Source organism: Nocardia speluncae NBRC 108251, from assembly GCF_001613245.1.
Taxonomy (GTDB): Bacteria; Actinomycetota; Actinomycetes; order Mycobacteriales; family Mycobacteriaceae; genus Nocardia; species Nocardia speluncae.
The window spans coordinates 188,767-214,980 of the sequence record NZ_BDBZ01000018.1 but is presented as its reverse complement, the minus strand read 5'-3'; the positions used below and the strand labels follow the sequence as shown (position 1 = coordinate 214,980).

The window sequence follows — 26,214 nt, the reverse complement described above, 5'->3', positions numbered from 1 at the left end:
CGCGCCCGCCGCCGCCGCGAAAGCCTCCGCGACCGCGCAGCAGCGCACGCCGAAGACCACTCCGGCGCCCACCTCCAACGCCGCCCCTACCTCGGGCGCACCGAAACCCTCGGCCACCGAGGAGAAGAAGGTGCTGCGCGGTGCCGCCGCGGCGGTCGCCAAGAACATGTCGGCGTCGCTGGCCATCCCGACCGCCACCAGCGTGCGGGCCGTACCGGCCAAACTGATGATCGACAACCGGATCGTCATCAACAACCACCTCGCCCGGACCCGCGGCGGGAAGATTTCGTTCACCCATCTGCTCGGTTACGCGATCGTGCAGGCCGTGAAGGCCTTCCCGAACATGAACCGGCATTTCGCCGAGGTCGACGGGAAGCCGAATGCGGTGACCCCCGCCCACACCAACCTGGGCCTGGCCATCGACCTACCGGGCAAGGACGGCAACCGCACCCTCGTGGTCGCGGCCATCAAGGGCTGCGAAGCAATGAACTTCGCCCAGTTCCACACCGCCTACGAGGACATCGTCCGGCGCGCCCGTGACGGCAAACTGACCGCCGAGGATTTCAGCGGGGTCACCATCTCCCTGACCAACCCGGGCACCATCGGCACCGTGCATTCCGTACCGCGGCTCATGCAGGGGCAGGGCGCGATCATCGGCGCGGGCGCCATGGAGTATCCGGCCGAGTTCCAGGGGATGAGCGACGAACGGATCGCCGAGGTCGGTATCGGCAAGCTCATGACGCTGACCTCGACCTACGATCACCGCATCATCCAGGGCGCGGAATCCGGTGATTTCCTGCGCACCGTCCACAAGCTGCTCATCGCCGACGAGTTCTACGACGAGATCTTCCACGGCTTGGGTGTGCCGTACGAGCCGATCCGCTGGCGCAAGGATATCCAGGAGCGCGGGGTCGACAAGAGCACCCGGGTGCTCGAGATGATCGCGGCCTACCGCAACCGCGGGCACCTGATGGCGGATACCGATCCGCTGCGCCTGGTCAAGGAGAAGTTCCAGAGCCATCCCGACCTGGACGTCATCCAGCACGGCCTGACGCTGTGGGACCTCGACCGCGAGTTCAACGTCGGTGGTTTCCACGGCGAGGAACGGATGAAGCTGCGCGATGTGCTGTCGGTGCTGCGTGAGGCCTACTGCCGGCATGTGGGTGTGGAATACACCCACATACTGGAACCCGAACAGCTGAAGTGGATCCAGGACCGGGTCGAGCAGAAGCATGTGAAGCCGACGGTCGCCCAGCAGAAATACATCCTGAACCGGCTCAACGCGGCCGAGGCGTTCGAAACGTTCCTGCAGACCAAGTACGTCGGCCAGAAGCGGTTCTCGCTGGAGGGCGCCGAATCGGTCATCCCGATGATGGACGCCGTGATCGACCAGTGCGCCGAGTATTCGCTCGACGAGGTCGTGATCGGCATGCCGCACCGCGGCCGGCTCAATGTGCTGGCCAATATTGTCGGCAAGCCCTACTCGAAGATCTTCACCGAGTTCGAGGGCAATATGAACCCGGCCGCCACGCACGGCTCGGGCGATGTGAAGTACCACCTCGGTGCCCGCGGCACCTATCTGCAGATGTTCGGCGACAACGAGATCGAGGTCTCGCTGACTGCGAACCCGTCGCATCTGGAAGCGGTCGACCCCGTCCTCGAGGGGCTGGTGCGCGCCAAGCAGGATCTGCTCGACAAGGGCGACGACGAAGAGGGCTTCTCGGTCATACCGCTGATGCTGCACGGTGACGCCGCGTTCGCCGGGCAGGGTGTGGTCGCCGAAACCCTGAACCTGTCCGGTCTGCGTGGTTACCGCGTGGGCGGCACCATCCATATCGTGGTGAACAACCAGATCGGCTTCACCACCGCGCCGGAGAACAGCCGCTCCACCGAATACTCCACCGATATCGCCAAGTTCATCGGCGCCCCCATCTTCCATGTCAACGGCGACGATCCCGAAGCCTGCGATTGGGTGGCCCGCCTGGCAGTGGATTTCCGGCAGAAGTTCCGCAAGGACGTCGTCATCGACCTCATCTGCTACCGCCGCCGCGGTCACAACGAGGGCGACGACCCGAAGATGACCCAGCCGTACATGTACGACGTCATCGACGCCAAGCGCAGCGTGCGCAAGAGCTACACCGAAAGCCTGATCGGCCGCGGTGATATCTCGATGAAAGAGGCCGAGGACGCGCTGCGCGACTACCAGGGGCAGCTGGAGCGGGTCTTCAATGAGGTCCGTGAGCTGGAGAAATATCCCCCGGAGCCGAGTGAATCGGTGGAGGACACCCAGCAGGTTCCGTCCACCGTGCTCACCGCAGTCGATAAATCGGTGCTGCAACGGATCGGCGACGCGTTCATCAACGTGCCGGATGGTTTCAGCGTGCATCCTCGGGTGCAGCCGGTGCTGGAGAAGCGCCGTGAAATGGCCTACGAAGGCAAGGTCGACTGGGCGTTCGCCGAGTTGCTCGCCTTCGGCACGCTGATCGACGAGGGTCGCGCAGTCCGCTTGACCGGGCAGGATTCCCGTCGCGGCACCTTCACCCAGCGACATTCGGTGATCATCGACCGCAAGACCGCTGCCGAGTACACCCCGCTGCACAACATCGACAGCGCCAACCCGGGCTGGTTCGCGGTGCACGATTCGGCGCTGAGTGAGTTCGCCGCCGTCGGTTTCGAGTACGGCTATTCGCTGGGTAATCCGGAGGCGCTGGTCCTGTGGGAGGCGCAGTTCGGCGATTTCGTCAACGGTGCCCAGTCGATCATCGACGAGTTCATCTCGTCCGGTGAGGCGAAATGGGGTCAGCTGTCGGAGGTCGTGCTGCTGCTGCCGCACGGGCACGAAGGCCAGGGGCCCGACCACACCTCCGGCCGGATCGAGCGCTTCCTGCAGTTGTGCGCGGAGGGGTCGATGACGGTCGCCATGCCGTCCACGCCGGCGAACTACTTCCACCTGCTGCGCCGGCATTCGCTGGACGGTATCCGCCGCCCGCTGATCGTCTTCACTCCGAAGTCGATGCTGCGCAACAAGGCCGTGGTCAGCGATCTGAAGGATTTCACCGAGTCCAAGTTCCGCTCGGTATTCGACGAGCCCACCTACGAGCAGGGCGTCGGCGACCGCGCCGCGGTCAAGCGCATCCTGTTGACCAGCGGCAAGCTCTACTACGAGCTGGCCGCCGCGAAGGCGAAGCGTAAGCGTGACGATGTCGCCATCGTGCGGGTGGAGCAGCTCTACCCGATGCCGAAGTTCCGGTTGAACGAGGCGCTGGAGCGCTACAGCAACGCCACCGATATCGCGTGGGTGCAGGAGGAGCCGGCGAACCAGGGTGCCTGGCCGTTCTACGGCCTGAACCTGCCGGAACTGCTGCCGCAGCGGCTGGGCCGCCTGCGCCGTATCTCGCGCCGCGCCATGTCGGCCCCGTCCTCGGGTTCGAGCAAGGTGCACGCGGTGGAGCAGGCCGAGATCATCGATGAGGCGTTCGAACCCACCAGCTGATCGGTACTCTCGTCCGACGCCGGGCGCGCCCCCCTTCTCCGAAGGCGGTTCGCGCCCGGCGTCGCCGTTTTCGGGCGAACCGCTCGTACCGGCCGGCCGGCGCCCGCTTGTACACTGTGGCCAGCGGGAACCGCCCCGCCCCGTGCTGTACGGGAGGAGTGTGTGATGTCTGTCGAGTCGATAACACCGGCCTGGATGCATCAGCAGATCACAGCAGCGGAGTACGACTCCTGGTCCGAGGAGCAATGTGCAGGCATCGAGGTTGTGGACGGGATGGTCGTCGTGAGTCCCAGCGCGTCCAAACGGCACAACCGGTTGGCCCGCATCCTCGCGAACGCACTGGATGCTGCCGGTGGGCCGGAGTGGAACGCCGATACCGACTTCGATGTGCGGCTCCAGGATGTTCCGCTCACCAATCGTCGCCCGGACGTGGTGGTTTACCGCGCGGACACGCTCGATATCACGCCCACTCGCCCCGAGCACGTGCTCCTGGTCGTGGAAGTTGTTTCCCCCGGATCGGAGACCACCGACCGGATCGTCAAGGTGGACCAGTACGCGAAAGCGGGTATCGCCTTCTACTGGCGGGTCGAGCAGGCCGCGACCGGAGTCCCTCTGATCTACACCTACGTTCTGGACCCGGCGACCAGGTCTTTCCGGACAGGCGAAATGTACACGGGTGTCATCAAGGTCTCGGCGCCCTTCACCACCGAGATAGACCTCGCGATCTGATCGGACTGTTGTTTCGGGCCGGTGTTCTCCCGGCGGCGCCCGGGTTGCCGCAGGCCGGGGCGTCCCACTCCCTGTGGTCGGCGAGCCCGCAAGACTGCGATATCCAGCGCACACCGAAGTATTCGACTTCTGGACGGTCCTGTCGGGCTGCCGCCTCTAGGTGGGCGCTACGTCTGCCCCGAAGATTCGCGCCCGGTCCGCCCCGGAATACAGTTGGATGGGTTGATGCTGCTCGATCTCCAGTTGGATGCCCGCCCGGACCGTTACGAAGAGCGTGCCCGTACCCTCGTCGAGGCGGGGTCCGGCGGGTTGTTCACCTTCGAAGGCCCGCACGATGTGTTGTTGCCGCTGGCGGCGGTGGCAGGCCGCGTGGATACCGATCTGATGACCAATGTCGCGATCGCCTTGCCGCGCAGCCCGATGCATCTGGCGCACGCTGCCTGGGATCTGCAGTTGATGTCGCGTGGACGGTTCCGGCTCGGGCTCGGTTCGCAGATCCGGCCGCATATCGAGAAACGCTATGGGGCAACCTGGTCGGCTCCGGCGGCCCGCATGCGGGAGATCGTGCTGGCCGTGCGGGCGATCCTCACATCCTGGCAGGACGGTAGCCCACTGGAATTCCGGGGCGAGTACACCCGGCATACTCTGATGCCCCCGACGTTCGTTCCCGGTCCCAACCCGTATGGTCCCCCGCCCGTATTGCTCGGCGCACTGGGGCCGGTGATGACCCGTACCGCCGCGGAGGTCGCGGACGGGCTGCTGGTGATGCCGTTCCACAGCCACCGCCATTTCCGGGAGCGCACTCTGCCCGCGGTGGCGCAGGGGATGAAACGGGCGGGGCGCACGGAGTTCCCCCTGTATCCACAGGTGATCGTCGCGATGGGCCGCTCCACCGATGAACTCGCGGCGGCCTCGACCGGGGTGCGCGGATTGCTCGCGTTCTACGGTTCGACCCCGGCGTACCGGCCCGTCCTCGATATCGAGGGCCGGGGCGAGCTCCAACCGGAACTCAACGCCCTCTCCAAATCCGGCGACATCATGAAAATGTTCGACCGGATCTCCGAGCCGCTACTCGAAACGCTCGCCGTGCGCGGCACTCCGGAAGACTGCGCGTTCGAAATCAAACGCCGCTTCGCCGACGTATCCGACCGCGTGTGCTGCTACTTCCCCGGCTACGACCCGCCGGTCGACCAGGTCGCCGCTCTGGCCGCCGCGCTGCGCTGACCCGCTACGACGACGCTCCGGGTCGCCGTCTGCTCAGCAGACATTCGGGGCCCGCTCGATCCGGTGGTGGGGGTTCCCGGCCACGCGCGGGCGATCGATGCCGGTTGCTTGTCGTGACACCGCAAGCGCCCCACCCGGAAGCTACGGCCCGGTCCCCGGCGGACGGTCCTGCGCGACCACGCGACCGAGTTTGGTCCACCCGGTCCAGCCGCGTTTGCGGAGTAGTTCGATCAGCCGTCGCGCCGCCGGCACCGTATCGAATGCGAGGGTGTCGAGCAGTTCGGCGAACGGCGGTTCGATATCGGTGTCGTCGAGGTGGTCCTCGCCCAGTTCGTCGGCCAGCTCCGTGATGTAGCCGGCCATGGAGTCGGCGAGTGCGGTGAGCTCCGGATCATGGTCGGACAGGTCGAGGGCGCGACTCAGGGTGCGGTAGAAATCGATGAGCCGCGGATCGTCCAGCTGCCGGTGTTTGCGGGCTATCCACTCCGGTATCCGCTCGGGTGATTGCGCTGCCAACGGGATCCAGCCGTCACGTTCGAAGCGCACGATGCGTTCATCGATCCCGAGCGATCGGAGTCGATCGAGGAATTCGATCACCTCCGACGGCAACACCAGGCCCTCACCGGCGGTGAGGCGGGCGATGCGTTCCCGTCGCTGCTGCCGTTCCCGGATCTCCGCACGCAGTCGCCGGTCGATTTCGGCGATTGCCACGGTGAACTCGGTCTCGTCGGCTCCCAACAGTTCCCGCACGCGCATCAGCGGCACCCCGGCCTCGGCGAGCGCCCGGATCTTGATCAGTTCGATCACCGCGCCGGCGTCGTAGCGCCGATAGCCGGAGTGGTCGCGTTCCGGTTCCGGCAGCAGCCCTTTCGCGTGGTAGTGCCGCACCGCGCGCACCGTCACTCCGGCATACGACGCCAGTTCGCCGATGGTCAGCATCGGTTCAGTCTCCCGGAGCCGGCAACCGGCCGACGTGGTCCGCGACGATCCGGGCGATTTCCGGCGCATGGGTGAGCACCAGCCGATGATCGGCTTCGAGCCAGGTCACCGGGATATCCGGCCGTTCGCGGCATAGTCGTTCTGTCCCGTCGCGCCAGTTCCGGTTGCGCCACCGGGTCGGTTCGCCGGTATCGTCGCCGGCCATCGCGGTCGACATGATCATGCTGATCGGAGCGTCGATGTCGAGGTACCGGCCGAGCAGGGGTCCGGTGCGGATCACATCGAGTTCCAGATTCAGGTCGAGTACCTGCTGCGCGGTGAGCAATACTCTGTCGGCGGCGTCGCGGGCGTCGCCCTCGTCCGGCGCCGCCGACGTCTCCCATATCGCGCGGAACTCCGGCAGATCGGCCGCGGAGAGAAACGGTTCGGGTATCGGATTCGCCCCGTCGATGAGCACGAGCCCGGCCACGGAGCCGGGGCGCTCGGACACATAGTGCACTGCCAGGTCCGCACCGAGTGAGTAGCCCACGAGCACGGGCGCGGGATCGGAGAGCCGCACAGCACCCATGACCGCACTCAGATCCCCGAGGAATCCTGCGAACGAGTATCGCGGGGCGGCTGAGCTGAGACCGTGCCCCCGGAGGTCGAAGGACACCACATGGTGGTCGCGCCGCAGCAGCTCGACCAGAACCTGCAACCCTGCCTGCGTGGAATACAGACCGGGACAGAGAACGACGGTCCGCCCACGGCCGCCGCGGGACATCGAAACGGTGACACCGCCGTGTTCGATCGAGAAGTGTTGCCGGCCGGGGCGTTGCTCGCCACCGGCCTGTGTATTTTCGAGGCTGCCGGTCATGACGACCATGGTGCGGCCTTGACCCAGGGGCAAGGTCAACCGCCGAGGCAGGTCCACGCCGGGCCGGTATCGCGTGATCGCACTCGAGAACCACGGCATGATCCACGAACCCTCGCCCACGGCACCGAGCAGGCTCTCCAGGAGGGCGCGCCGCCGGACCTGGTGGACGCGTGTAGGTGGTGGGGCGGGCCCACCACTTACGTCGGTGCGCGTAGACCGGACGCAACCGGGTACGCCGCGGGCCGTAGCCGCAGACGCCGCGGAGGGGCAGCACGTGTTGCCCGGCGTCACGTACTGTCACGATATGGATCTGCGGACGGTGTCAGGAGAGCTGTCTGCCCGGTTCACGCGGCGTCCCGCATGGTTCCCGGACGTTGTGCTGGGGGTGTTCGTCACGGTGATCCAGGTGCTCAGCGCAATGGTTCCGGTGCCGGTCGAACCGGCGTCGACGCCGGTATCGGGGATCGGATACGTCCTGCTGTTCGTGAGCGGTGTGGCTGTGGTGGCGCGCCGGCAGCGGCCCGTCGCGGTTTTCGCGATCACCGGTGTGTCCAGCCTGATCTATTTCGCTTTCGACTTTCCCGACCGAGCTTCCTACCTCGGGCTTTTCGTCGCCCTGTACACCGTTGCCGCTTATGGCGACGGGCACCGGTCACTGCGGATCGCGGGTGCGGGGATCGCGGTGCTGTCGGTGGGCTGGGTGATCGCCGGCGCCGATGTGGAGCCGGTGTCGGCGATCGGCTGGGTGTTCTTCCGGATCGGCGGGGCGGTGATCGCCACGATGCTGGGCGAATCCGCGCGGTCCCGCCAGGTGATGGCCGCCGATGCCCAGGAACGCGCGGAGCTCGCGGAACGCTCGCGTGACGAGGAGGCCCGCGCCCGGGTCGACGCCGAACGGTTGCGGATCGCGCGCGAGGTGCACGACACCGTCGCCCATGCCATCGCCATCATCAACGTGCAGGCCGGGGTCACCGCGCATGTGCTCGGCAAGCGGCCGGAGCAGGCCAGGGAAGCGCTGCACACGATCGAACACACCAGTTCCCGGGCGCTGCACGAGATGCGCGCCATTCTCGGCGTGCTCCGCGACGGCGACGAGCGTGAACCGTTCCCGGGGCTGGACCAGATCCGCGAGCTCACCGGAAAGGCCCGCGAAGCCGGGCTCGATATCGCCGTCGAACAGCCCGAACCGGTGCCGGCGCTGCCGAGCGCAGTGAGCAGCGCGGCCTACCGCATCGTGCAGGAATCCATCACCAACGTGATCCGCCATGCCGGACCGACCCGGGTGACGGTGACCTTGGAACCCGAGGTCGACGCCCTGCACATCCGAGTAATCGACGAAGGACGCCGCGCGCCCGCACCAGCCCACAGCGATTCGGCATCGGGCCGCGGAATCATGGGGATGCGCGAACGTTGCCGGCTGCTCGGCGGCGAACTCGACGCGAAACCGCGCCCCGGCGGCGGATTCGAGGTCACCGCCAGTCTGCCGCTGATCACCGTGGAGGCGCGCCGGTGAATACCACACCGCCGATCAAGGTTCTGCTCGCCGACGACGAACGGCTGGTGCGTTCGGGTTTCAAGGTGCTGCTGGACCTGGAAGAAGACATCACGGTGGTCGGGGAAGCCACCAATGGTGCGGAAGCCGTCGAACTGGCGCGCAGCACCCGGCCCGATGTCGTGCTCATGGATATCCGGATGCCGACGCTGGATGGGATCCGCGCCACCGGACGAATCGCCGAAACGGTTGGCCTGGAGCAGGTCCGGGTACTGATCCTCACCACCTATGACACCGACGACAATGTCTTCGAAGCGTTGCAGGCGGGCGCGAGCGGATTCTTGCTCAAGGACGCGGGTCCCGCCGAACTTCTGCACGCCATCCGCGTCATCGCCGCCGGCGACGCTTTGCTCGCCCCGCGTATCACCCGCCGCCTCATCGGCCAGTTCACCGCGGCGCGCCGGGCCGTGCGGTCCGCGGAGGACCGGCTGGGGGTGCTCACCGACCGGGAGCGCGAAGTGCTCGCGCTGGTGGGGCAGGGTATGAGCAACGATGAAATCGGCGCCGCCCTGTTCCTGAGCCCGGCCACCGCCCGCACGCATGTCAGTCGGGCCATGACCAAACTGGCGGCCCGGGATCGCGCGCAACTGGTCGTGATCGCATATCAGACCGGGCTCTGCGATTCGGCTCCGTAGGCGCCGAGGCGGGAGATCCCCGCACCGGATCGGCCGGCTCGTCCGGTGAGCCTGTGATGACTGCACGACCGCGGCGGCTGTAGACACCGCTCCCCGGCCGGCCGCGAGCACCACCCCGCCGAGCGCGAGGATCGATGATATGAGCGCGGACGCGGAAACCGCGGTTTCCACCTTCCGGTGTCCGGCCCGCACATCCGCTGTCACGCGATCCGATTCACCGTAACGGCCCGAGCGGCGCACCCATTCCGCAGTCCCCGCCGGGACTGCGGGCTCGACCGGATCCCGGCAGGTCCGGGTGGGAACCGGCAAACCTGGAGCTGCCCACCGGAATCACCCGCCGGGCCCGAGCGACTGCGCCGGCGGCAGTAACCGGCCGGGCCGCCGGTACGCGAATCCACGTAGACGGTGACTCCCGCCGCCGGAAGCGCAATTCACCCGGTCGGCACCACCATCGAGGTACGCCGCGATCGACCCCGCCGGGGCCCGGATGCGGTTCGGCACGAAAGGCATAACCATGCGAGGCAGAGTTCCACTGCGAATGCGTATCCTGACCGCGCTGCGGCCGGCTCCGGACTGGGATTCGGTGACCCCGGAGCAGTTCGTCGAATTCCGTGCGGCACAGGACCGCCTGCGGGGGTCGGTGCTGCTGCGGCCCCTCACCGGCCGGCCCGATCGCGCGGCCCGGATCACCGGCGACGTACTCGATCTCCCCGGGCGGCGGCTGAACGTCCGGGTGTACACGCCGGACCGGGCAGGTCCACCGCTGCCGCTGGTGATCGCGTTCCACGGCGGCGGCCTCATCAGCGGAGCCCCGGATCAAGACGATTGGCTGCTCGCCCATCTGGCCGCCCGCTGCCCGGCCGTGGTCGTATCGCTCGACTACCGGCTGGCACCCGAGCATCCCGTACCCGCTCCGATAGCGGACGCCTACGACGCTGTTCCCGCGCTCGCCGCAGCGGCCGGCCGGTGGGGTGCGGATGGTGACCGGATCGGACTCCTCGGTTCCAGCGCCGGGGCCACCCTCGCGGCCCTGGCTGCCATCCGGGCCGCCGGACTCGGCCTCCCACTGCGCGCGCAAGTGTTGATCAACCCTCAACTCGACTGGACCGATCGTGCATTCGAATACCCCTCGTTCACGGAGAACGCGAAAAGTCCGACAGCGTCCCCGGCGGAATGCCGAGCGGTCCCGCGTCTCGCCGTCCCGGCGTCCTTCGACCGCCGAACTATTTCGCCGATGTACAGCGACGGGCTGGAAGGTGTCGCGCCGGTACACATCGTTGCTGCGGGCCTGGACCCGCTCGAGGACCAGTCGGGGGCCTACGCCGAGCGTCTGCGCTGCGCCGGGGTCGAGGTGACGGCGACTCGGTACCCCGAAGCGACACATGCTTTCCTGAGCATGCCGGGCGCTGTCCCGAACGCCCGGCCGGCGCGCACCGAAATACTCGACCACCTCCGCCACCGGCTGGGCAGCGCGCCGGCCGGTGGGCGACGCTCGACCGCGCCTGCACCCGGACGACAGGTGCGGCGATGACCACCACGGGACTCGCCGAGCCGGCGACACGATCCGCGCCGGTGGATCTCTCGGCGCGCCGGAGCATCACCGGCGTCCTGCGCGCCCACCTGTGGAGCTTCGCCGCGATGCTCGTCCTGCAGATCGCCGGTGCCGTCGCGGGTCTGGCACCGCTGCTGGCGGTCGTCGAGCTCGGGCGCACCCTGTTGTCACCCGGCCCGGTCGATCAGGGACACGTCTGGTTTGTGGTCCTCGCGGGTGCCCTCGGCCTGTTCGCGCAACTCCTGTTCGCCGGCGCGGCGACCGGAATCGGGCATCTGGTCGACACCCGGGTGCAACTGGCGTTGCGCCGGCTGCTCGCCGAGCAGCTGGGACGGGTGCCCCTCGGCTGGTTCTCCCGCCGCCGGACCGGTGAGCTGGCCAAGGTGGTCGGCGAGGATGTGAGCGCCGTGCACCCGTTCATCGCGCATACTCCGGGCGAGCTCGTCTCGGCGTTCGTGGTGCCGCTGGTCTCGCTGATCTACCTGTTCACCGTCGACTGGCGGCTCACCCTGATCACCCTGATCCCGGTGGCGCTCGCGCTGACGCTGGTACCACTCATGATGACCCCGGCCCGGCTGCGCGAGCAGCAGGCATTCGATGCGGCGATGGGGCGGATCGCGGATTCGGTGGTGGAGTTCGTGCAGGGTATCGCGGTGGTGAAGGCGTTCGGGGAGTCCGGGCGCGCACACCGCCGTTTCCGCACCGCCGCCGACGAGTTCGCCGATATCTTCCTGCGGATGGTGCGCGGCCTGGCACCGGTCGGCGCCGCGATGCAGGTGGCGGTGCCGCCACCATTCGTACTGCTGGTGGTGTTGATCGGCGGTGCGGCGCTGATCGCCGGCGGTGATCTGGCCCCCGCCGATCTGCTGCCGTTCCTGCTGCTCGGCCTCGGTTTGACGGCGCCGGTGGCGGCCCTGGGCCACGGTTTCGACGATATGCAGACCGCACGGCGCGCAGTGGACCGTATCCGGGGCGTGCTCGCCGAACCGGTGCTCCCGCAACCGGCCCATCCGGTGGCGCCTCGGAAGCACCGAGTGGAGCTACGCGGTGTGCGATTCGGGTACGACGCCGGGCACGAGGTGCTGCGCGGTATCGATCTGACGCTCGAACCGGGCACCGTCACCGCGATCGTCGGCCCGTCCGGCAGTGGAAAATCCACGCTGGTGCAGTTGCTGCCCCGCTTCTTCGATCCGGTGGCCGGATCGGTCCTGTTGGGTGGCGTGGATTTGCGCGAGATCGCCGACCGCGACCTCTATCGCACGGTGTCCTTCGTCTTCCAGGACGTGCGGCTGCTGCGCGCCTCGGTCGCCGAGAACATCGCGCTCGCGGTCCCTCACGCCGACCGCGCCGCAGTGATCCGGGCAGCCCGGCTGGCGAATATCCACGATCGGATCCTGGAACTGCCACGCGGCTACGACTCGGTGATCGGTGTGGATGCCGGACTGTCCGGCGGTGAGGCACAGCGGGTCTCGATCGCCCGCGCCCTGCTCGCCGACACTCCCGTGCTCGTCCTCGACGAGGCCACCTCCTTCGCCGACCCGCAGACCGAACAGGCCGTCCGTACCGCGCTGTCCGCCACGGCCGGTGACCGGACGACCGTTGTCATCGCCCATCGCTGGGAGACGGTCGCCGACGCCGACGCGGTCGTGCTGCTGCGCGACGGCCGGATCGCCGCGTCCGGCCGGCCCACCGAACTGCTGGCGGCGGGCGGCGAGTTCGCCGCCTTCTGGCGGTCCCGCCCCGACAGCAGCACCTCACAGGACGTAGACATTCGAGAGGAGGACGGCGCGGTAGCGGCGAGCTCGCCCCGCCCCGCCCGGCCCTGACCGGCTGGGTCCCCGCGCCGATGAACCAGATGATCCGCATGCTGTTACGAGTACTGGGCCGCTCCTACGCCCGGCCGGTGCGCCGCACCATTGTCCTGATGACCATTACCGCGATCGCAGAAGGAATGTCCTACGCACTGCTGGTTCCGGTGTTGCGGGCGCTGTTCGGCGCGGAGCCCGCCGCCGCACGCACACCGCTGGTCGCGTTCGGTGTGGCGGTCGCGGGTTACGCGGTGCTGCGCTATCTCAGCGATCTGTCCGGCTTCCGCGCCGGGACCACGCTGTTGCGCGGCGTCTACCACCGGCTGGGCGACCATCTGGCCCGGTTGCCCATCGGCTGGTACACCGCCGACCGGATCGGCGAGATCTCGGTGCTCGCCGGCCGCGGGGTGCTACAGGCGATGAGTGTGATCGCCCATCAGCTGTCCCCGCTCGTCTCGGCCACCGTCACCCCGCTGACCGTGGTCGGTGTCATGCTCGTCTTCGATTGGCGGCTGGGCCTGGCCGCGCTGGCCGCCGTGCCGATCGTGGTCCTGATCCAGATCCGGTCGGGTCGCGCCATGGCCGCCGGTGATGCCGAACGCCACGCGCGCGATCAGGAGGCCGCCGGGCGGGTCGTCGAATATCTCCAGGCCCAGCCGGTGCTGCGCGCCGGCGGCCGGACCACCGAACGTTTCCGGATGCTCGACGACGCACTCCGCGGAATGGAACGAGCGGCCCGGCGCAGTACCCTGTCCGCACTGACCGGGGTGGTGGGCCTGACACTCGTCGTGCAGATCACCTTCACCGCGCTGCTGGCCCTGGGCGCGTATTTCGCGCTGGGCGGCGATATCGGCACACCTGTTGTGCTCGCGGTGCTGGTATTGGCGGCGCGATGTAGCGAACCGTTGCTGTCGCTCGCCGAACTCGGCGGCCAGTTGCGGGCGGCACGGGCCGAGCTGACCCGGCTCGACGCGCTGCTGCGCACCCCACCGCTCCCGGAACCGGCCGACCCCGTCCGGCCGGTACGCCACGACCTGGCGTTCGAATCCGTGACCTTCGCGCATGGCGACCGCCGGGTCCTCGACGATCTCTCGCTGTCGGTGCCACAGGGCCAGCGGCTTGCGATCGTCGGCCTCTCCGGTGCGGGTAAGAGCACGCTGCTGCAACTGATCGCACGGTTCTACGATGTCGACGCGGGCGCGGTGCGGATGGGTGGCGTGGATATTCGCGCCGTCGACACCGAATACCTGATGTCACAGATCTCCTTCGTCTTCCAGCACGTGTATCTCTTCGACGGCACGATCGAGCAGAACATCCGCCTCGGCCGGCCCGATGCCACGGACGCGCAGGTCCGGGCGGCGGCGTCCGCGGCTCAGCTCGACGAGGTGATCGACCGGCTGCCCGACGGCCGGTATACGAATGTCGGGGAGGGCGGCGCTCTGTTGTCCGGCGGGGAACGCCAGCGGGTCTCGATCGCTCGCGCCCTGCTGAAGGACGCGCCGATCGTGCTGCTCGACGAGGTGAGTTCGGCGCTGGATCCGGTGAACGAGGCAGCGGTCCACGAGGGCATCGAACAACTGATGGCAGGCCGGACGGTGGTGCTGGTCGCCCACCGGTTATCTACGGTCCGGCGCGCCGACCGCGTCGTATTCCTCGATCGCGGCCGCATCGTAGAGGACGGCAGCCACGATGAACTGCTGCGCCGGGGCGGCCGTTATGCGGATTTCTGGGACCTCGCGATGGCACCGGCTCAGGGGTGAGGGGCAACCGGAGGTCAGGACCGGAGGGCGGCGGCAAGGGCCGGGTTCACCGCCGCCGACAGTGCAAGTAGCGATTCCACCAGCAGGTCGATCAGCGCGGCGCGGGAAATGGTCTCCTCGCGCAGCCACGACAGGGTGGTTTCCTCGGTGAATGCGACCCAGCCCCGCACCGACAGCAGCAGGCGGGGATCCTCGCGTTCCTGATCGGACAGCGGCGCCTCCGAGAGGATGATGCCGACGATCGCGCGCCGGGTCTGCGCCACCATGTCCGCCAGGGCGGGATCGGAACTGGTGGGGCCGCGCAGCAACGCCAGGTACGAGGTGCGGTTCTCGCTGACGTAATCGACGTAGCGGCCCACCGAATCGCGCAGCATCTCGGCCAGACCCAGTCCGGGGTCCGGTACGACCCGCACCAGTAGTTCCGCATTCGCCTGCTGCACTACTGCCAGTTGAAAGTCCTGCTTCGTCGGAAAGTAGTGGAACAGCAGGCCGCGGGAAATACCGGCTCTGGCTGCGATTTCACTGACCGAGATATCCTCGATGGCCCGTTCGCCCAGCATTTTCACGCCGAGGGTGATCAGCTGTGTCCGCCGCTCGTCCGGACTCAGGCGGACGCGCTTGGCGGTTTCTCCCTGGCTGACACTCACTTCGTCCACCCTACTGAACGCTGCTCAATACTGTTGACTCCGAATCAATAGAACTCTAGTCTGAGTATATGAGTCGTAAGGTTACAGACAAAGCTGTCGCCAACCAGACGGTCCGCCACCTGCGGACGATCATCATCGGCAGCGGTTTCGCCGGCCTCGGCCTCGCCATCCGGCTTACCCAGCAGGGCCGGGACGATTTCCTGGTACTGGAACGCGGCAGCGATGTCGGCGGTACTTGGCGGGACAACACCTACCCCGGCGCCGCCTGCGATGTGCCGTCGCACCTGTACTCCTACTCCTTCGCATTGAACCCGGACTGGTCGCGCTCGTTCTCCCGGCAGGGCGAGATCCAGTCCTATATCCAGGGTGTCGCCGAGAAATACAACGTGCGCGATAAGCACGTGTTCGACTGCGATGTCACCAGCGCCCGCTGGAACAACGACGCCGCCCGCTGGGAGGTCACCTCCAGCAAGGGCGATTTCACCGCCGAAACAGTGGTCTCCGCAGTCGGCGCGCTCTGCGAACCGAACCTGCCCGATATCAAGGGCATCAATAGTTTCGAGGGCGAAATCTTCCACTCGGCCCGGTGGGACCACGATTCCGACCTGGCCGGCAAGCGGGTCGCGGTGATCGGTACCGGCGCCTCGGCCATCCAGATCGTGCCCGCCATCGCCGGCAAGGTCTCCCATCTCGACGTCTACCAACGCACCGCACCGTGGCTGCTGCCGCGCCTGGACCGGCCCTACACCCTGCCGGAGCGGCTCGCCTTCAAGCACATCCCCGGCGTGCAGCGACTGTCCCGGGCCGGTATCTACGCCGCCCGCGAGACCCAGGTGGTGGGCCTGGCGAAATTCCCGGCCCTGATGCGCGGTTTCGAAGCCCTGGCCAAGGCCAAACTACAGCTGGAGATCCGCGACCCGGAACTACGCAAGAAGGTCACCCCGAACTTCCGGATCGGCTGCAAGCGGATGCTGATCTCCAACGAGTACTACCCCGCGCTGGACCGCGACAATGTCGACGTGGTCACCGACGGGATCGCCGAGATCCGCGCGAACTCGATCGTGACGAACGACGGTACGGAGCGCGAGGTGGACGCCATTGTCGTCGCCACCGGTTTCCATGTCACCGATTCACCTACGTACCAGACCATTTTCGGTCGCGACGGCCGCAGCCTCTCGGACGTTTTCGAAGAGATCGGCCAGCAGGGTTACAAGGGGTCGGCGATCGCCAACTACCCGAATATGTTCTTCCTGCTCGGCCCGAATGTCGGGCTCGGCCACACCTCGATGGTGTACATGATCGAATCGCAGATCAACTACATCGCCGACGCCCTGGCGACCTTCGAGAACCGGAACCTGCGCACCGTCGAAGTCCGCCGCGACGCCCAGGACACCTTCAACGCGAGCCTGCAACGCAAACTCGCCAAGAGCGTCTGGAGTACCGGCGGCTGCGCCAGCTGGTACCTGGACAAACACGGTAACAACACCACGTTGTGGCCGGACTTCACCTTCGAATTCCGACGTATCACAAGGAAATTCGATATCGCCGCCTACGATACGACCACGGCGGCCGGCGCCCCGGCCCGCCCCGATCTGAAAGTAGTGACTGCAAAATGAGCACAGCATCGGAAAACGATTCCACGAGGGGCGACGGCCGGGCGACGGGTGGGCGCAACGAAGCTTATTTCCGCAACAAGGTTTGTGTCATCACCGGCGCCGGCTCCGGTATCGGCCGGGCCTTGGCCGTGAACCTGGCGCGCCGCGGTGCGAAACTTGCGCTCTCCGATATCGATACCGAGGGCCTGGCCGAAACCGTGCGCCGCTGCGAACAGTTGGGGGCCGAGGTGAAATCGGACCGGTTGAACGTCGCCGAACGTGAGGCCGTACTGCTGTACGCCGACGCGGTGAAACAGCATTTCGGTGTCGTGCACCAGATCTACAACAACGCCGGTATCGCGCATCACGGTGATGTCGTGAAAACCGATTTCAAAGACATCGAACGCATCATGGATGTCGATTTCTGGGGTGTAGTGAACGGGACCAAGGCGTTCCTGCCCTACCTTCTGGAATCCGGTGACGGGCATGTGGTGAACGTTTCCAGCCTGTTCGGCCTGATCGCCGTTCCCGGCCAGGCCGCCTACAACTCGGCCAAATTCGCAGTCCGCGGATTCACCGAGGCACTGCGCCAAGAAATGCTGGTGGAGAAGGCTCCGGTCAAGGTCACCTGCGTGCATCCCGGTGGGATCAAGACCGCGGTCGCCCGCAATGCCACCTACAACGAGGATATCGACGGCGCGGACGCCAGCTCGAAATTCGACAAGTATCTCGCCATCCACAGCCCGGAGATGGCGGCGGAAACCATCGTCGCCGGTGTACGCAAGGGCCACGGCCGGGTTTTGATCGGCTGGGAGGCCAAACTGCTGGATCTGTTCGTCCGCACCGCCGCCTCCGGTTATCAGCGCATCGCGGTTGCCGTCGAACGCCGATTCCTACCCTGACGGGGAGCAGAACCCTATGCGCGATATCGCCCTCCCACTGCCGTTGATCCGGGCGTTCATGGGCCCGCTGTACCGGTTGTCGTTCGACCACCGGCTGCCCTTCCGGGTGCAGCGGGCGCTGATCGACGCCGCCTCGGTCCTGCAGCCGGTACCCGCGGGCGTCCGGGTGGAGAAGTTGCGGCTGGGCGGGCGCCCGGCCGAACGACTCGCCCCGCGTGCGCCCGCGGCGACCGACCCCGCCGCCGTGCTCTACCTGCACGGCGGCGGTTACACCGTCGGCTCACTGGCCACCCACCGCTCGCTCAACGGCCGCCTGGCCGCCGCGACCGGACTGCCCGTCTACGCGATCGACTACCGGCTGGCACCCGAGCACCCGTATCCCGCGGCGCTCGACGACGCCGAGGCCGCCTACCTCGAACTGGTCGCCGAATACGGCTACCGGCCGGAGCGGATCACGATCGCCGGCGATTCGGCGGGCGGTGGCCTCTCTCTGGCTCTGGCCCAGCGGCTCATCGCCCGGCACGGGCATATCCCCGCGGCACTCGGCCTGATCGCGCCCTGGGCGGATCCGAATCAGCTCTCCGAACGCCCGCGCGACCTCGTGGTCAACGGCCCCTGGTCGCGAGCGTGCGCCGCGGCCTATCTGGGCGGCGGAGACTGCGACGATCCGGGCTACGCCCCGCTGCACGGTGTCCTCGCCGGACTGCCCCCGGTGTATGTCCAGGCCGATATCGACGAACTACTGCACCCTCAGTGTGTCGACCTGACTGCCGCGCTGCGGGCGGCCGGGGTCGAGGTCGAGTTCACCGAGAGCCGCGGGCTCTGGCACGTCGCCCAGCTACAGGCCGGCTTCGTCGGCCCGGCGGCCACCGTCCTGGGCGAAATGGCCGCCTTTCTGCGGCACGCCGTGGATGGGCAACCGGCGAGCGACATAGGATGAACTGACCAGGACTCGTGAACCCCGGCCACGACGTGAACTCTGCGCATTCACGGGTGGCTCGTCACCGGACCTTGCCGGTGGCGTAAATTACCGACCAGTAAGCACACAGGGAAAGGCAACGATGCGCGAGTTCGAAGCCCCGGCTTCCTACACCATCCCGGAGGATGCGAACAATTCCGATGCCGTGTTCCGGCACGCGAAGCAATCCCCCGCCGCGGTCATGTTCAACGTCCCCGACGGCCGGGGCGGCTGGCGCGATGTGCGGGCAGCGGAGTTCGCACAATCGGTGACCGACGTCGCGAAGGGCCTGATCGCCTCCGGTATCGAACTGGGCGACCGGGTCGCCATCATGGCCGGCACCCGCTACGAATGGGCGCTGCTCGACTTCGCCATCTGGGCGGCCGGTGGCTGCACCGTGGCCATCTACGACAGCTCCTCGGCCGAGCAGGCCCGCTGGATCCTGCAGGATTCGGCCACCGCGCTGCTGATCGTGGAGAACGACAAGCACCGCGGCGTGATCGCCGAGATCGACCCGGGTGAACTGCCGCAACTACGCGAAACCCTGCAGATCGATTCGGCCGCGCTGGACACCCTCATCGCACGCGGCGCAGAACTCGACGACCAGGCCGTGCACGACCGCCGCGCCCAGGTCACCGCCGCCTCCCCGGCGACACTGATCTACACCTCGGGCACGACCGGCCGGCCCAAGGGGGTCATGCTGACCCACGCCAATCTCTACGCCGAATCCCGATCCGACCGGATCGCGATGGCAGCTTTCCTAGCGCCCGGTAAGAAGACGCTGATGTTCCTGCCGCTGGCACATGTCTTCGCCCGTGCCGTGGCACTGGCCGCGTTCGATGCCGGGTGCACCGTCGCGCACACCTCCGACTGGAGCACGCTGGTCGATCAGTTCGCCGAACACCGGCCCGACTTCGTGCTGTCGGTACCGCGCGTTTTCGAGAAGGTGTACAACGCGGCCAAGCAGAAGGCGCACGACGGGGGCAAGGGCGCGATCTTCGACGCCGCCGCGGCCACCGCGATCGCCTACAGCGAGGCCATGGAAAAGGGCAAACCCGGGCTGCGGCTGCGTGCCCAGCGCGCCCTGTTCGACAAGCTCGTCTACGGGAAACTGCGCGCCGCGCTGGGCGGTAACTGTGAGGCGGCGGTCTCCGGCGGCGGGCCTCTCGGCGCCCGGCTGGGCCATTTCTTCCGCGGTATCGGCGTCACCATCTTCGAGGGTTACGGCCTCACCGAGACCACGGCCGCCATCACGGTCAATACCCCGCAACATATCCGCGTGGGATCGGTCGGCCGCCCGATCGAGGGCCACGCCGCCAAGATCGCCGAGGACGGCGAGCTGCTGCTGCGTGGTTCCGTGGTGTTCGACGGATACTGGGGCAACGACGAAGCCACCGCCGACGCGTTCGAGGACGGGTGGTTCAAAACCGGTGACCTCGGTGCCATCGACGAGGACGGTTTCGTCACCATCACCGGCCGCAAAAAGGAAATCATCGTCACCGCCGGCGGGAAGAACGTCTCCCCTGCTCTCCTCGAGGATTCGTTACGCGCCCATCCGCTGATCAGCCAGGTGATGGTGGTGGGCGACGGTAAACCGTTCATCGGCGCGCTGATCACGTTGGACCCGGAAGCACTGCCGGGCTGGAAGCAACGCAACAACGTCGCCGCCGATATCGAGATCGCGCAGCTGGTCAACCACCCGCTGCTGATTACCGAGGTGGAGACCGCGGTCGCCGACACCAACAAGAAGGTCTCCAAGTCCGAGCAGATCAAGAAGATCAATATCCTCACCGTGGACTGGACCCAGGAAACCGGTGAACTCACCCCGAAGATGTCGCTGAAGCGTGCCGTGGTGATGAAGCAGTGCGCCGACGAAGTCGAGAAGATCTACAGCTGACACCCGCATTCCGGATCCGGCCCCGATCAGCGATACAGCCGATCGGGGCCGGATGCGTTCCCGGTACCCGGCGGTCGTCCAGCAATCTCAGCCGAGGGTAAAGGGGATTCCCGCCCGTCTGCGAATTCCCCAGGTATACGCAACAATTCGTGGTGAGGCAGAGTCGGACCGGAACCGGAAGTCGAATATGCGCATCAGACCATGGGGGAGTACCCATATCGCTGTCCACCGGCTGCCTCGCGCAGTGGTCGCGGACGCCGCGATATGACGGACCGAACTCGGGCCGAGCCACCCGCCGGAGTTGACGAAATCTACTGGAATCCGGATCATCCGGTGCTCGAGATCCTGCGCCGGCGGCGGGACTCCGGAAGTACACCCGGCAATCGCCGCGACTCTGCCAAAGTCGCATTGACCGTTGCGGGCGGTGGGATGCGCGGAGCGATATCCGCGGCCATGTGTGCTCAGCTCGAGGAGGCGGGATTCAGGGATGCGTTCGACATCGTCTACGGATGTTCCGCCGGCGCGATCAATGCCGCATACTTCCTTTCTCAGCCCGTGGGCACCTGCTGGTACCCGCTGTCGATCTACTACGAGGACCTCTCTGGTGGCCGGTTGATCCGGTACACGGAGCCGCTGCGCGGGCGTGCGGCCCTGAACCTCGACTACCTCTTCGACGAGGTCCTCGGCTCGAAAAAGCCGTTGGACTACGGCGCGGCCGCAGGAGCGCAGGCAGGTTTGGTGGTGCTGACCACCGATGTCGAGGCAGGCGAAACCTACGCGGCCCGGCACTTCCCCACCGGGGAAGTATTGAAAGCCTTTCTCCGGGCCGGAGCACGACCGCCGTTGGCGGTGCGGGGCGAATCGCGGATCGACGGGCGCCGGCTGGTGGACGGCGCCCTGCTGGCCCCGCCGCAATTCCGGCTGGCCCTCGCGGACGGCTGTACCCATGTCCTCGCCCTCGGAACCCGCCGTATCCGGCGTACAGACGCCGGGGTGACCCTGGCGAACCACGCGTACGCACGCTATCTCGACCGGTTACGGAACGGCCTGGGCCCGGCATATCTCGCGGCGCTACGACTCCGGCGAGACGATCGGAAGCGGTTGTTCCAGCTCGGCTTCGCATCGGACGGGCCGGGTCCACACGTGCTGAGCCTCGCCCCGATGCCGTGGACGAACGAGATCCGCTTCCACGACACCGATCCGGGACGCATTCTCAACGGTATCCGGCATGCGTACGCCGTCTCCCATTGCGCCACCGAAGGAATCGGCGTCCGCCACCTCCGGGACGGACTCGTCCGCACCGTACCGCGGTTCGCCGTTACCGGGCCCGAGGGACCCCGGGCGCGAAACAATCCGCCCACCGGCGGCGCCGAACTGGTTGTCTCACAATCATGACCGGCGTGAACACCCTCGGAAAATCGGTCCGGACAATGCTCCGGGCAATACCGGACGCCCCCGGCGGACCGCATACCGCCGCCTTCTTCGACTTCGACGGCACCCTCCTGGAGGGGATCGGCCCCCTCCGCTCGGGTACCTCACGCACGGCCGGCGGCAACCACACCGCGGCACTGCTGCGTGGACTGTCCGGGCGGAAGAACGACGCGCACCGCGCAAGCGTCCGGCGGATGATCTCCGAAACCTGGCGCGGCCGCCCGGTGGCAGATCTGGTATCGGCCGAAGAGCGGCTGTGCCACGACCACCTTTCCCGCAATCTCTACCCGGAGGCGTGGGAACTCGTGCACGCCCACCGTCGCGCAGGCCACACCGTGGTCCTGGCCACCTCCGCGACACCTTTTCAAGCTCGTATCCTCTCCCGGGAACTCGGCATCGAGCACCTGCTGTGCACCGAACCGGCGGTGGCCGACGGTAGGTTCACCGGTGCGATCGCAGGCGAGATCGTCTGGGGCAGCGATAAGGCCGACCTCGTGGAAAAGTTCGCTGCCGCCCACGATATCGACCTCGCGAACAGCTTCGCTTACTCCAACGGCGGTGCGGATATTCCTCTGCTGCGCTCGACCGGCCACCCGGTAGCAGTCAACCCGGACCGCGGTCTCGCCGCTGCCGCAACCGCCGGCGGCTGGCCGGTTCTGCGATTCGAGTCCCGCCGCAACAGCCCACGGCATATCGCACGCACACTGTTGGGCGCTCTCGCGGTGATCGGCGCAGCGGGTGCGGCGTTCCTGTGCTCGCCCAACAGTGATCCCCGTACGAAACGACAGCGGCTTCTGAGATGGGCCCCGACCGCGGCGTTCCGCTGCGCAGGCATTCGCGTGCACGTGACAGACACCGCGAACGCGCTGGCGACCAGGCCGGCGGTATTCGTCTTCAATCATCAGAGCAAGCTCGACGCCCTGATCGTCCCCTACCTGGTGGGCGATTCCTTCACACCGGTGGTCACCCGTAAGGCACAGCGCTATCCGATCTTCGGCCGCATCCTGGGCGCCGCCGGCTCGTTGTTCATCGACCGCTCCACTCCGGGCGGAGCCCAGCAGGCTCTCAACTCTCTGGCCACCGAGCTACACGCAGGTAACTCGGTGGCCATTTCACCGGAAGGCCGGATTTCGCCGACACCCCGGTTGCAGAGTTTCAAGAAAGGCGCCTTCCACCTCGCCACGCAAGCGCAGGTGCCGATCGTACCGATCGTCATCCGCAACGCCGGCCGCGCGATGTGGCGAAACGCGCTGACCGTCCGGCCGGAGACCATCGAGGTGGTGATCCTCGAGCCGATCGATACCGCCGACTGGACCCCGGAGACCCTGAACGAGGAAATAGCGGCCGTCCGCCGCCGGTATCTCGAAGCGCTGGGAACGAACCCGTGCTAACGCGTCAGCGAATCCGCGGACTCCGACGCTGCCGGGCCCGCCGGCCGGACCGCCGGGTTGCGGATGAACAACGCCGAGGCCACCACGCCGATCAGCAATAACGCTGCGGGCAGGAAAGTCGCCGTGCTCAGCGCCTTGCTGAACGCCTCCCGCACCTGTTCGGGTACCTGGCCCGCGCCCATCCCTTCACCTGCCGGCATGCCACCGAGGCCCTCGGCACTCATCCGGGCCGCCACCAGGGCGCTGATCGCGGCACTGCCGAGTACCGCCCCCACCTGGCGCGTGGTGTTGTAGACGCCGGCACCGGCCCCGGCCTGGTGAATCGGCAGGTTATGGGTGGCGGTGGTGGCCAGCGGCGCCCAGATGAACGCGTTGGACAGGCCCGCGACCGCCCCCGCCAGCACCATCCAGGTGATATTCGCGTGCGGATTCCGCATCACCAGTGCCAGCCAGGCAACCGAGACGGCGAACAACAGGAAGCCCGTCGTCGGGATGAGGCGAGGATGCCACCTGCCCGAAAGCTTGCCCACCACCGGTGCCGCCACACCGGAGATGATCGCCATCGGGGCGAGAACCAGCGCAGACCCGGTGGGCGTCATCCCGTGCACAGCCTGGAGGTAGAAATAAATCGGCACCATCACGGCGGTGGTCGAGGCGCCCATACTCGCGATGGCCAGATTCGACATCGAGAAATTGCGATCGCGGAACAGGCTCAGTGGAAGCAGCGGTTCCCCGGCCCCGCGCGCCTGGGTCACCAGGAAGACGGCCAGCACCGCGAGCCCCGCGCCGATCATCATCCAGATGGTGGCCGACCACTCTTTGGTGTTCCCTTCCTGGATGCCGAACACCAGCAGGAACATGCCGGCCGCGCTCAGCACGACCCCCAGCAGGTCGAACTTGTGCTGATGGGTCGGCAGGGACGGCACCAGCCAGACCGCGAGCGCGAAGGCGACGATCCCGACCGGCACGTTGACGATGAAGATCCATTCCCACCCGAGCCCGTCGACCAGCACTCCGCCCAGAATCGGGCCGATCAGGGTTGCCAGACCGGCGACGGCACCCCATAGGCCCATTGCGGCGCCGCGGCCGTCCGGCGGGAAGGTCCGGGTGATCACCGCCATGGTCTGCGGCGTCATGAGTGCGGCGCCCAGCCCCTGCACTGCGCGTGCCGCGATCAGGGTTTCGATATCGCCGGACAGCCCGCACCACAGCGAGGCGAGGGTGAATACCGTCAGGCCGATCAGGTAGATGTTCTTGGGACCGAACCTGTCGCCGAGCCGTCCCGTGATGAGCAGCGGAACCGCGTAGGTGAGCAGATAGGCGCTGGTCACCCAGATGACATCGGAGATATCGGCGTGCAGATCGGCCATGATCGCCGGGTTCGCGACTGCCACGATGGTCACATCGAGCAAGATCATGAAGAATCCGACGACCAGGGCCCCCAAGGCCAGCCACGGATTACGTTGAGTGGGCATAAATTCCATTCCTGTCCCGGTGGCGCGGGATGCGCCGGCTCATGGATCTGTCGCGGTGCGCCGCACCACCCGGCCCGCCACCGGCCAGGGGCACGCGGCAACGGCCCGCGGGTTCATGCCTTGTCACTCCGGACTACAGGTACGACATCGCGGACCGCGCCAACATTCCGGGCATTTCGGACCGACCGTAACCCGGACTACAGACCGTGCGCGTCCAGCCAGTTTCGTGCCAGTTCCGCCGGGTCGGCGCCCTCGTCGCGAACGCGTAACACCAGCGCGGCGAGTTCATCGGTGGTCAGTTCACCCGCCACATAGTTCAGTTTCTCGGTCTGTTGCTCATCCAGCACACCTTTGCGGAGGACCGCGACCGGGTTCTGCGCGCGGATCGCCTCGCCGGAATCGGCCAGCACAGTCAGACCGTCGGTACCACCGGGCAGGAACTCGGCCGGACCACCCAGCACGGCTACCTGAATCCGGCCGTCGACCAGCGCCCGCCGCAGTTCGGCGGGGTCGGTGAACTGCTGGGTCGCGATGAACTCGCACCCCGAGATCCGCGCCGCGACCGCGGGAAGATCCAGCAGACCCGGCACTGCCGCCGTCCCCGCGGTGAGGCCGGAACACTGACCGGCGAGATCTTCGACCGACCCGATTCCGCGTTGGTCGGCGGTGGCGGTGGTGACCAGTACCCGGGGTTCGAAATCGGTGCCGTCGGCGGGATCGGCGGTGATGGTGTCCTGAGGCAGCGAGCCGTTCAGTTCCGCGGTCACCGCCTTCACCGTCTCGGCGTCGGCCCCGATATTCAATTCGGCGAGCAACGCCCCGTTGTGATCGGCCGCCACCGCGACGGTCCCCGCCGCCAATGCGGCCAGCATCTCGGCGCGATCCCCCATGCCCGGCTCCACCCGGACCGCCGCGCCCGTCCGTGCCAGCGCCTGCGCATAGATCTCGGCCAGCACCCGCGATTGCGCCGGCTGCTGCGCCCCCACCACCAGCGGATCGGTCGCCTCCCCGGATCCACAGGAAACAGCCAGCACGGCAAGCGCCGGTACCAGCAGCCGCCCCACCAGACGCACCGACGCGGCCACCACCATCGCGCGCGACACCCACTTCCCGTAACCAGCCCGCCGCACCCGATCCCGGGTGCCCGACAGCCCCCGAATCTACCGCCGCCCACGCTCCCCACAACTGCCGCCCCACCGCGTCCACCCCCGGACTCGGGGCACCCGGGACACGCACAAGTCGAGGATCCGGCCCCTCGATTGGTTGTCGTGCACACGTCCCCACGCAACCAACGGTGGTGCCGAGTTCAGCGAGGCCCTGAAAGGGTTCGGGCCGTCCAAGAGGGGCCGAAACCCGCGGCGCCGCAAAAA

At 67.2% G+C, this 26,214-nt stretch carries 19 protein-coding genes; 14 read left to right on the top strand and 5 right to left on the bottom strand.

Annotation, left to right across the window (positions count from 1 at the left end):
• The 3 genes from NS6_RS18235 to NS6_RS18225 all read left to right on the top strand — a co-directional run.
• A partial coding sequence (locus NS6_RS18235) for a multifunctional oxoglutarate decarboxylase/oxoglutarate dehydrogenase thiamine pyrophosphate-binding subunit/dihydrolipoyllysine-residue succinyltransferase subunit (RefSeq protein WP_068043379.1) occupies positions 1 to 3,493 on the top strand: 3,493 nt, incomplete at its 5' end.
• Positions 3,494 to 3,658: 165 nt separating this feature from the next.
• On the top strand, positions 3,659 to 4,222 hold the full coding sequence (locus NS6_RS18230; protein ID WP_068043377.1) for a Uma2 family endonuclease: 564 nt from the start codon (positions 3,659 to 3,661) through the stop codon (positions 4,220 to 4,222).
• 225 nt (positions 4,223 to 4,447) lie between these two features.
• On the top strand, positions 4,448 to 5,446 hold the full coding sequence (locus NS6_RS18225; RefSeq protein WP_068043375.1) for a TIGR03617 family F420-dependent LLM class oxidoreductase: 999 nt from the start codon (positions 4,448 to 4,450) through the stop codon (positions 5,444 to 5,446).
• A gap of 141 nt (positions 5,447 to 5,587) precedes the next feature.
• Here NS6_RS18225 and NS6_RS18220 read toward each other — a convergent pair whose 3' ends face one another.
• Entirely contained in the window at positions 5,588 to 6,385 is a 798-nt protein-coding gene (locus NS6_RS18220; RefSeq protein WP_068043460.1) for a MerR family transcriptional regulator, read from the bottom strand.
• 4 nt (positions 6,386 to 6,389) lie between these two features.
• Complete coding sequence (locus tag NS6_RS18215) at positions 6,390 to 7,241, bottom strand: alpha/beta fold hydrolase (protein ID WP_068043458.1); 852 nt, start codon at positions 7,239 to 7,241, stop codon at positions 6,390 to 6,392.
• A gap of 304 nt (positions 7,242 to 7,545) precedes the next feature.
• On the opposite strand from NS6_RS18215, the gene NS6_RS18210 reads away from it, so the two are divergent.
• The 5 genes from NS6_RS18210 (at position 7,546) to NS6_RS18190 (ending at position 14,548) form a co-directional block, all read left to right on the top strand.
• Complete coding sequence (locus tag NS6_RS18210) at positions 7,546 to 8,754, top strand: sensor histidine kinase (protein ID WP_068043373.1); 1,209 nt, start codon at positions 7,546 to 7,548, stop codon at positions 8,752 to 8,754.
• Entirely contained in the window at positions 8,751 to 9,428 is a 678-nt protein-coding gene (locus tag NS6_RS18205) for a response regulator (RefSeq protein WP_068043371.1), read from the top strand. The genes NS6_RS18210 and NS6_RS18205 overlap by 4 nt, the downstream gene beginning before the upstream one ends.
• Positions 9,429 to 9,966: 538 nt before the next feature.
• On the top strand, positions 9,967 to 10,959 hold the full coding sequence (locus tag NS6_RS18200) for an alpha/beta hydrolase (RefSeq protein ID WP_210746927.1): 993 nt from the start codon (positions 9,967 to 9,969) through the stop codon (positions 10,957 to 10,959).
• Positions 10,956 to 12,806 (top strand): ABC transporter ATP-binding protein, encoded by a 1,851-nt coding sequence (locus tag NS6_RS18195; protein ID WP_068043367.1) that lies wholly within the window; start codon positions 10,956 to 10,958, stop codon positions 12,804 to 12,806. Before NS6_RS18200 ends, NS6_RS18195 begins: the two co-directional genes overlap by 4 nt.
• 20 nt (positions 12,807 to 12,826) lie before the next feature.
• Complete coding sequence (locus tag NS6_RS18190; protein ID WP_245669405.1) at positions 12,827 to 14,548, top strand: ABC transporter ATP-binding protein; 1,722 nt, start codon at positions 12,827 to 12,829, stop codon at positions 14,546 to 14,548.
• Between the two features lie 14 nt (positions 14,549 to 14,562).
• Here NS6_RS18190 and NS6_RS18185 read toward each other — a convergent pair whose 3' ends face one another.
• Positions 14,563 to 15,195, bottom strand: a complete 633-nt coding sequence (locus tag NS6_RS18185; RefSeq protein ID WP_068043453.1) for a TetR/AcrR family transcriptional regulator — start codon at positions 15,193 to 15,195, stop codon at positions 14,563 to 14,565.
• A gap of 68 nt (positions 15,196 to 15,263) precedes the next feature.
• Between NS6_RS18185 and NS6_RS18180 the strand changes: the two genes are divergently transcribed.
• The 6 genes from NS6_RS18180 to NS6_RS18155 all read left to right on the top strand — a co-directional run bounded on the left by NS6_RS18180 (position 15,264) and on the right by NS6_RS18155 (position 23,369).
• A complete protein-coding gene (locus NS6_RS18180; RefSeq protein ID WP_068043365.1) occupies positions 15,264 to 16,811 on the top strand; it encodes a flavin-containing monooxygenase in 1,548 nt (515 codons plus the stop codon).
• Entirely contained in the window at positions 16,808 to 17,692 is an 885-nt protein-coding gene (locus NS6_RS18175; RefSeq protein WP_084471171.1) for an SDR family NAD(P)-dependent oxidoreductase, read from the top strand. Before NS6_RS18180 ends, NS6_RS18175 begins: the two co-directional genes overlap by 4 nt.
• A gap of 16 nt (positions 17,693 to 17,708) precedes the next feature.
• The gene (locus NS6_RS18170) at positions 17,709 to 18,632 is read left to right on the top strand and encodes an alpha/beta hydrolase (protein WP_068043363.1); all 924 of its coding nucleotides are present in this window, start codon (positions 17,709 to 17,711) and stop codon (positions 18,630 to 18,632) included.
• Between the two features lie 121 nt (positions 18,633 to 18,753).
• Positions 18,754 to 20,547, top strand: a complete 1,794-nt coding sequence (locus NS6_RS18165) for an AMP-dependent synthetase/ligase (RefSeq protein ID WP_068043361.1) — start codon at positions 18,754 to 18,756, stop codon at positions 20,545 to 20,547.
• Positions 20,548 to 20,811: 264 nt separating this feature from the next.
• The gene (locus NS6_RS18160) at positions 20,812 to 21,942 is read left to right on the top strand and encodes a patatin-like phospholipase family protein (RefSeq protein WP_168443444.1); all 1,131 of its coding nucleotides are present in this window, start codon (positions 20,812 to 20,814) and stop codon (positions 21,940 to 21,942) included.
• Positions 21,939 to 23,369, top strand: coding sequence for an HAD-IB family hydrolase (locus NS6_RS18155; protein WP_084471169.1), 1,431 nt, complete (start codon positions 21,939 to 21,941; stop codon positions 23,367 to 23,369). Before NS6_RS18160 ends, NS6_RS18155 begins: the two co-directional genes overlap by 4 nt.
• Here NS6_RS18155 and NS6_RS18150 read toward each other — a convergent pair.
• Positions 23,366 to 24,844: a DHA2 family efflux MFS transporter permease subunit gene (locus tag NS6_RS18150; RefSeq protein WP_068043444.1), complete on the bottom strand. Its 1,479-nt coding sequence runs from the start codon at positions 24,842 to 24,844 to the stop codon at positions 23,366 to 23,368. The two genes, NS6_RS18155 and NS6_RS18150, sit on opposite strands and share 4 nt — an antisense overlap.
• 197 nt (positions 24,845 to 25,041) lie before the next feature.
• Positions 25,042 to 25,947 carry a glycine betaine ABC transporter substrate-binding protein gene (locus NS6_RS18145; protein WP_281211423.1) on the bottom strand — a complete coding sequence of 302 codons (906 nt, stop codon included), beginning with the start codon at positions 25,945 to 25,947 and terminating at the stop codon, positions 25,042 to 25,044.
• Between the last annotated feature and the right edge of the window lie 267 nt (positions 25,948 to 26,214).

Excerpts from the sequence above, each read along its gene's own strand:
- NS6_RS18230 (WP_068043377.1), top strand. The coding sequence starts at position 3,659 with ATGTCTGTCGAGTCGATAACACCGGCCTGGATGCATCAGCAGATCACA.
- NS6_RS18225 (WP_068043375.1), top strand. The coding sequence starts at position 4,448 with ATGCTGCTCGATCTCCAGTTGGATGCCCGCCCGGACCGTTACGAAGAG.
- NS6_RS18220 (WP_068043460.1), bottom strand. The coding sequence starts at position 6,385 with ATGCTGACCATCGGCGAACTGGCGTCGTATGCCGGAGTGACGGTGCGC.
- NS6_RS18215 (WP_068043458.1), bottom strand. The coding sequence starts at position 7,241 with ATGACCGGCAGCCTCGAAAATACACAGGCCGGTGGCGAGCAACGCCCC.
- NS6_RS18210 (WP_068043373.1), top strand. The coding sequence starts at position 7,546 with ATGGATCTGCGGACGGTGTCAGGAGAGCTGTCTGCCCGGTTCACGCGG.
- NS6_RS18200 (WP_210746927.1), top strand. The coding sequence starts at position 9,967 with ATGCGTATCCTGACCGCGCTGCGGCCGGCTCCGGACTGGGATTCGGTG.
- NS6_RS18195 (WP_068043367.1), top strand. The coding sequence starts at position 10,956 with ATGACCACCACGGGACTCGCCGAGCCGGCGACACGATCCGCGCCGGTG.
- NS6_RS18190 (WP_245669405.1), top strand. The coding sequence starts at position 12,827 with ATGAACCAGATGATCCGCATGCTGTTACGAGTACTGGGCCGCTCCTAC.
- NS6_RS18180 (WP_068043365.1), top strand. The coding sequence starts at position 15,264 with ATGAGTCGTAAGGTTACAGACAAAGCTGTCGCCAACCAGACGGTCCGC.
- NS6_RS18175 (WP_084471171.1), top strand. The coding sequence starts at position 16,808 with ATGAGCACAGCATCGGAAAACGATTCCACGAGGGGCGACGGCCGGGCG.
- NS6_RS18170 (WP_068043363.1), top strand. The coding sequence starts at position 17,709 with ATGCGCGATATCGCCCTCCCACTGCCGTTGATCCGGGCGTTCATGGGC.
- NS6_RS18165 (WP_068043361.1), top strand. The coding sequence starts at position 18,754 with ATGCGCGAGTTCGAAGCCCCGGCTTCCTACACCATCCCGGAGGATGCG.
- NS6_RS18160 (WP_168443444.1), top strand. The coding sequence starts at position 20,812 with ATGACGGACCGAACTCGGGCCGAGCCACCCGCCGGAGTTGACGAAATC.
- NS6_RS18155 (WP_084471169.1), top strand. The coding sequence starts at position 21,939 with ATGACCGGCGTGAACACCCTCGGAAAATCGGTCCGGACAATGCTCCGG.
- NS6_RS18150 (WP_068043444.1), bottom strand. The coding sequence starts at position 24,844 with ATGCCCACTCAACGTAATCCGTGGCTGGCCTTGGGGGCCCTGGTCGTC.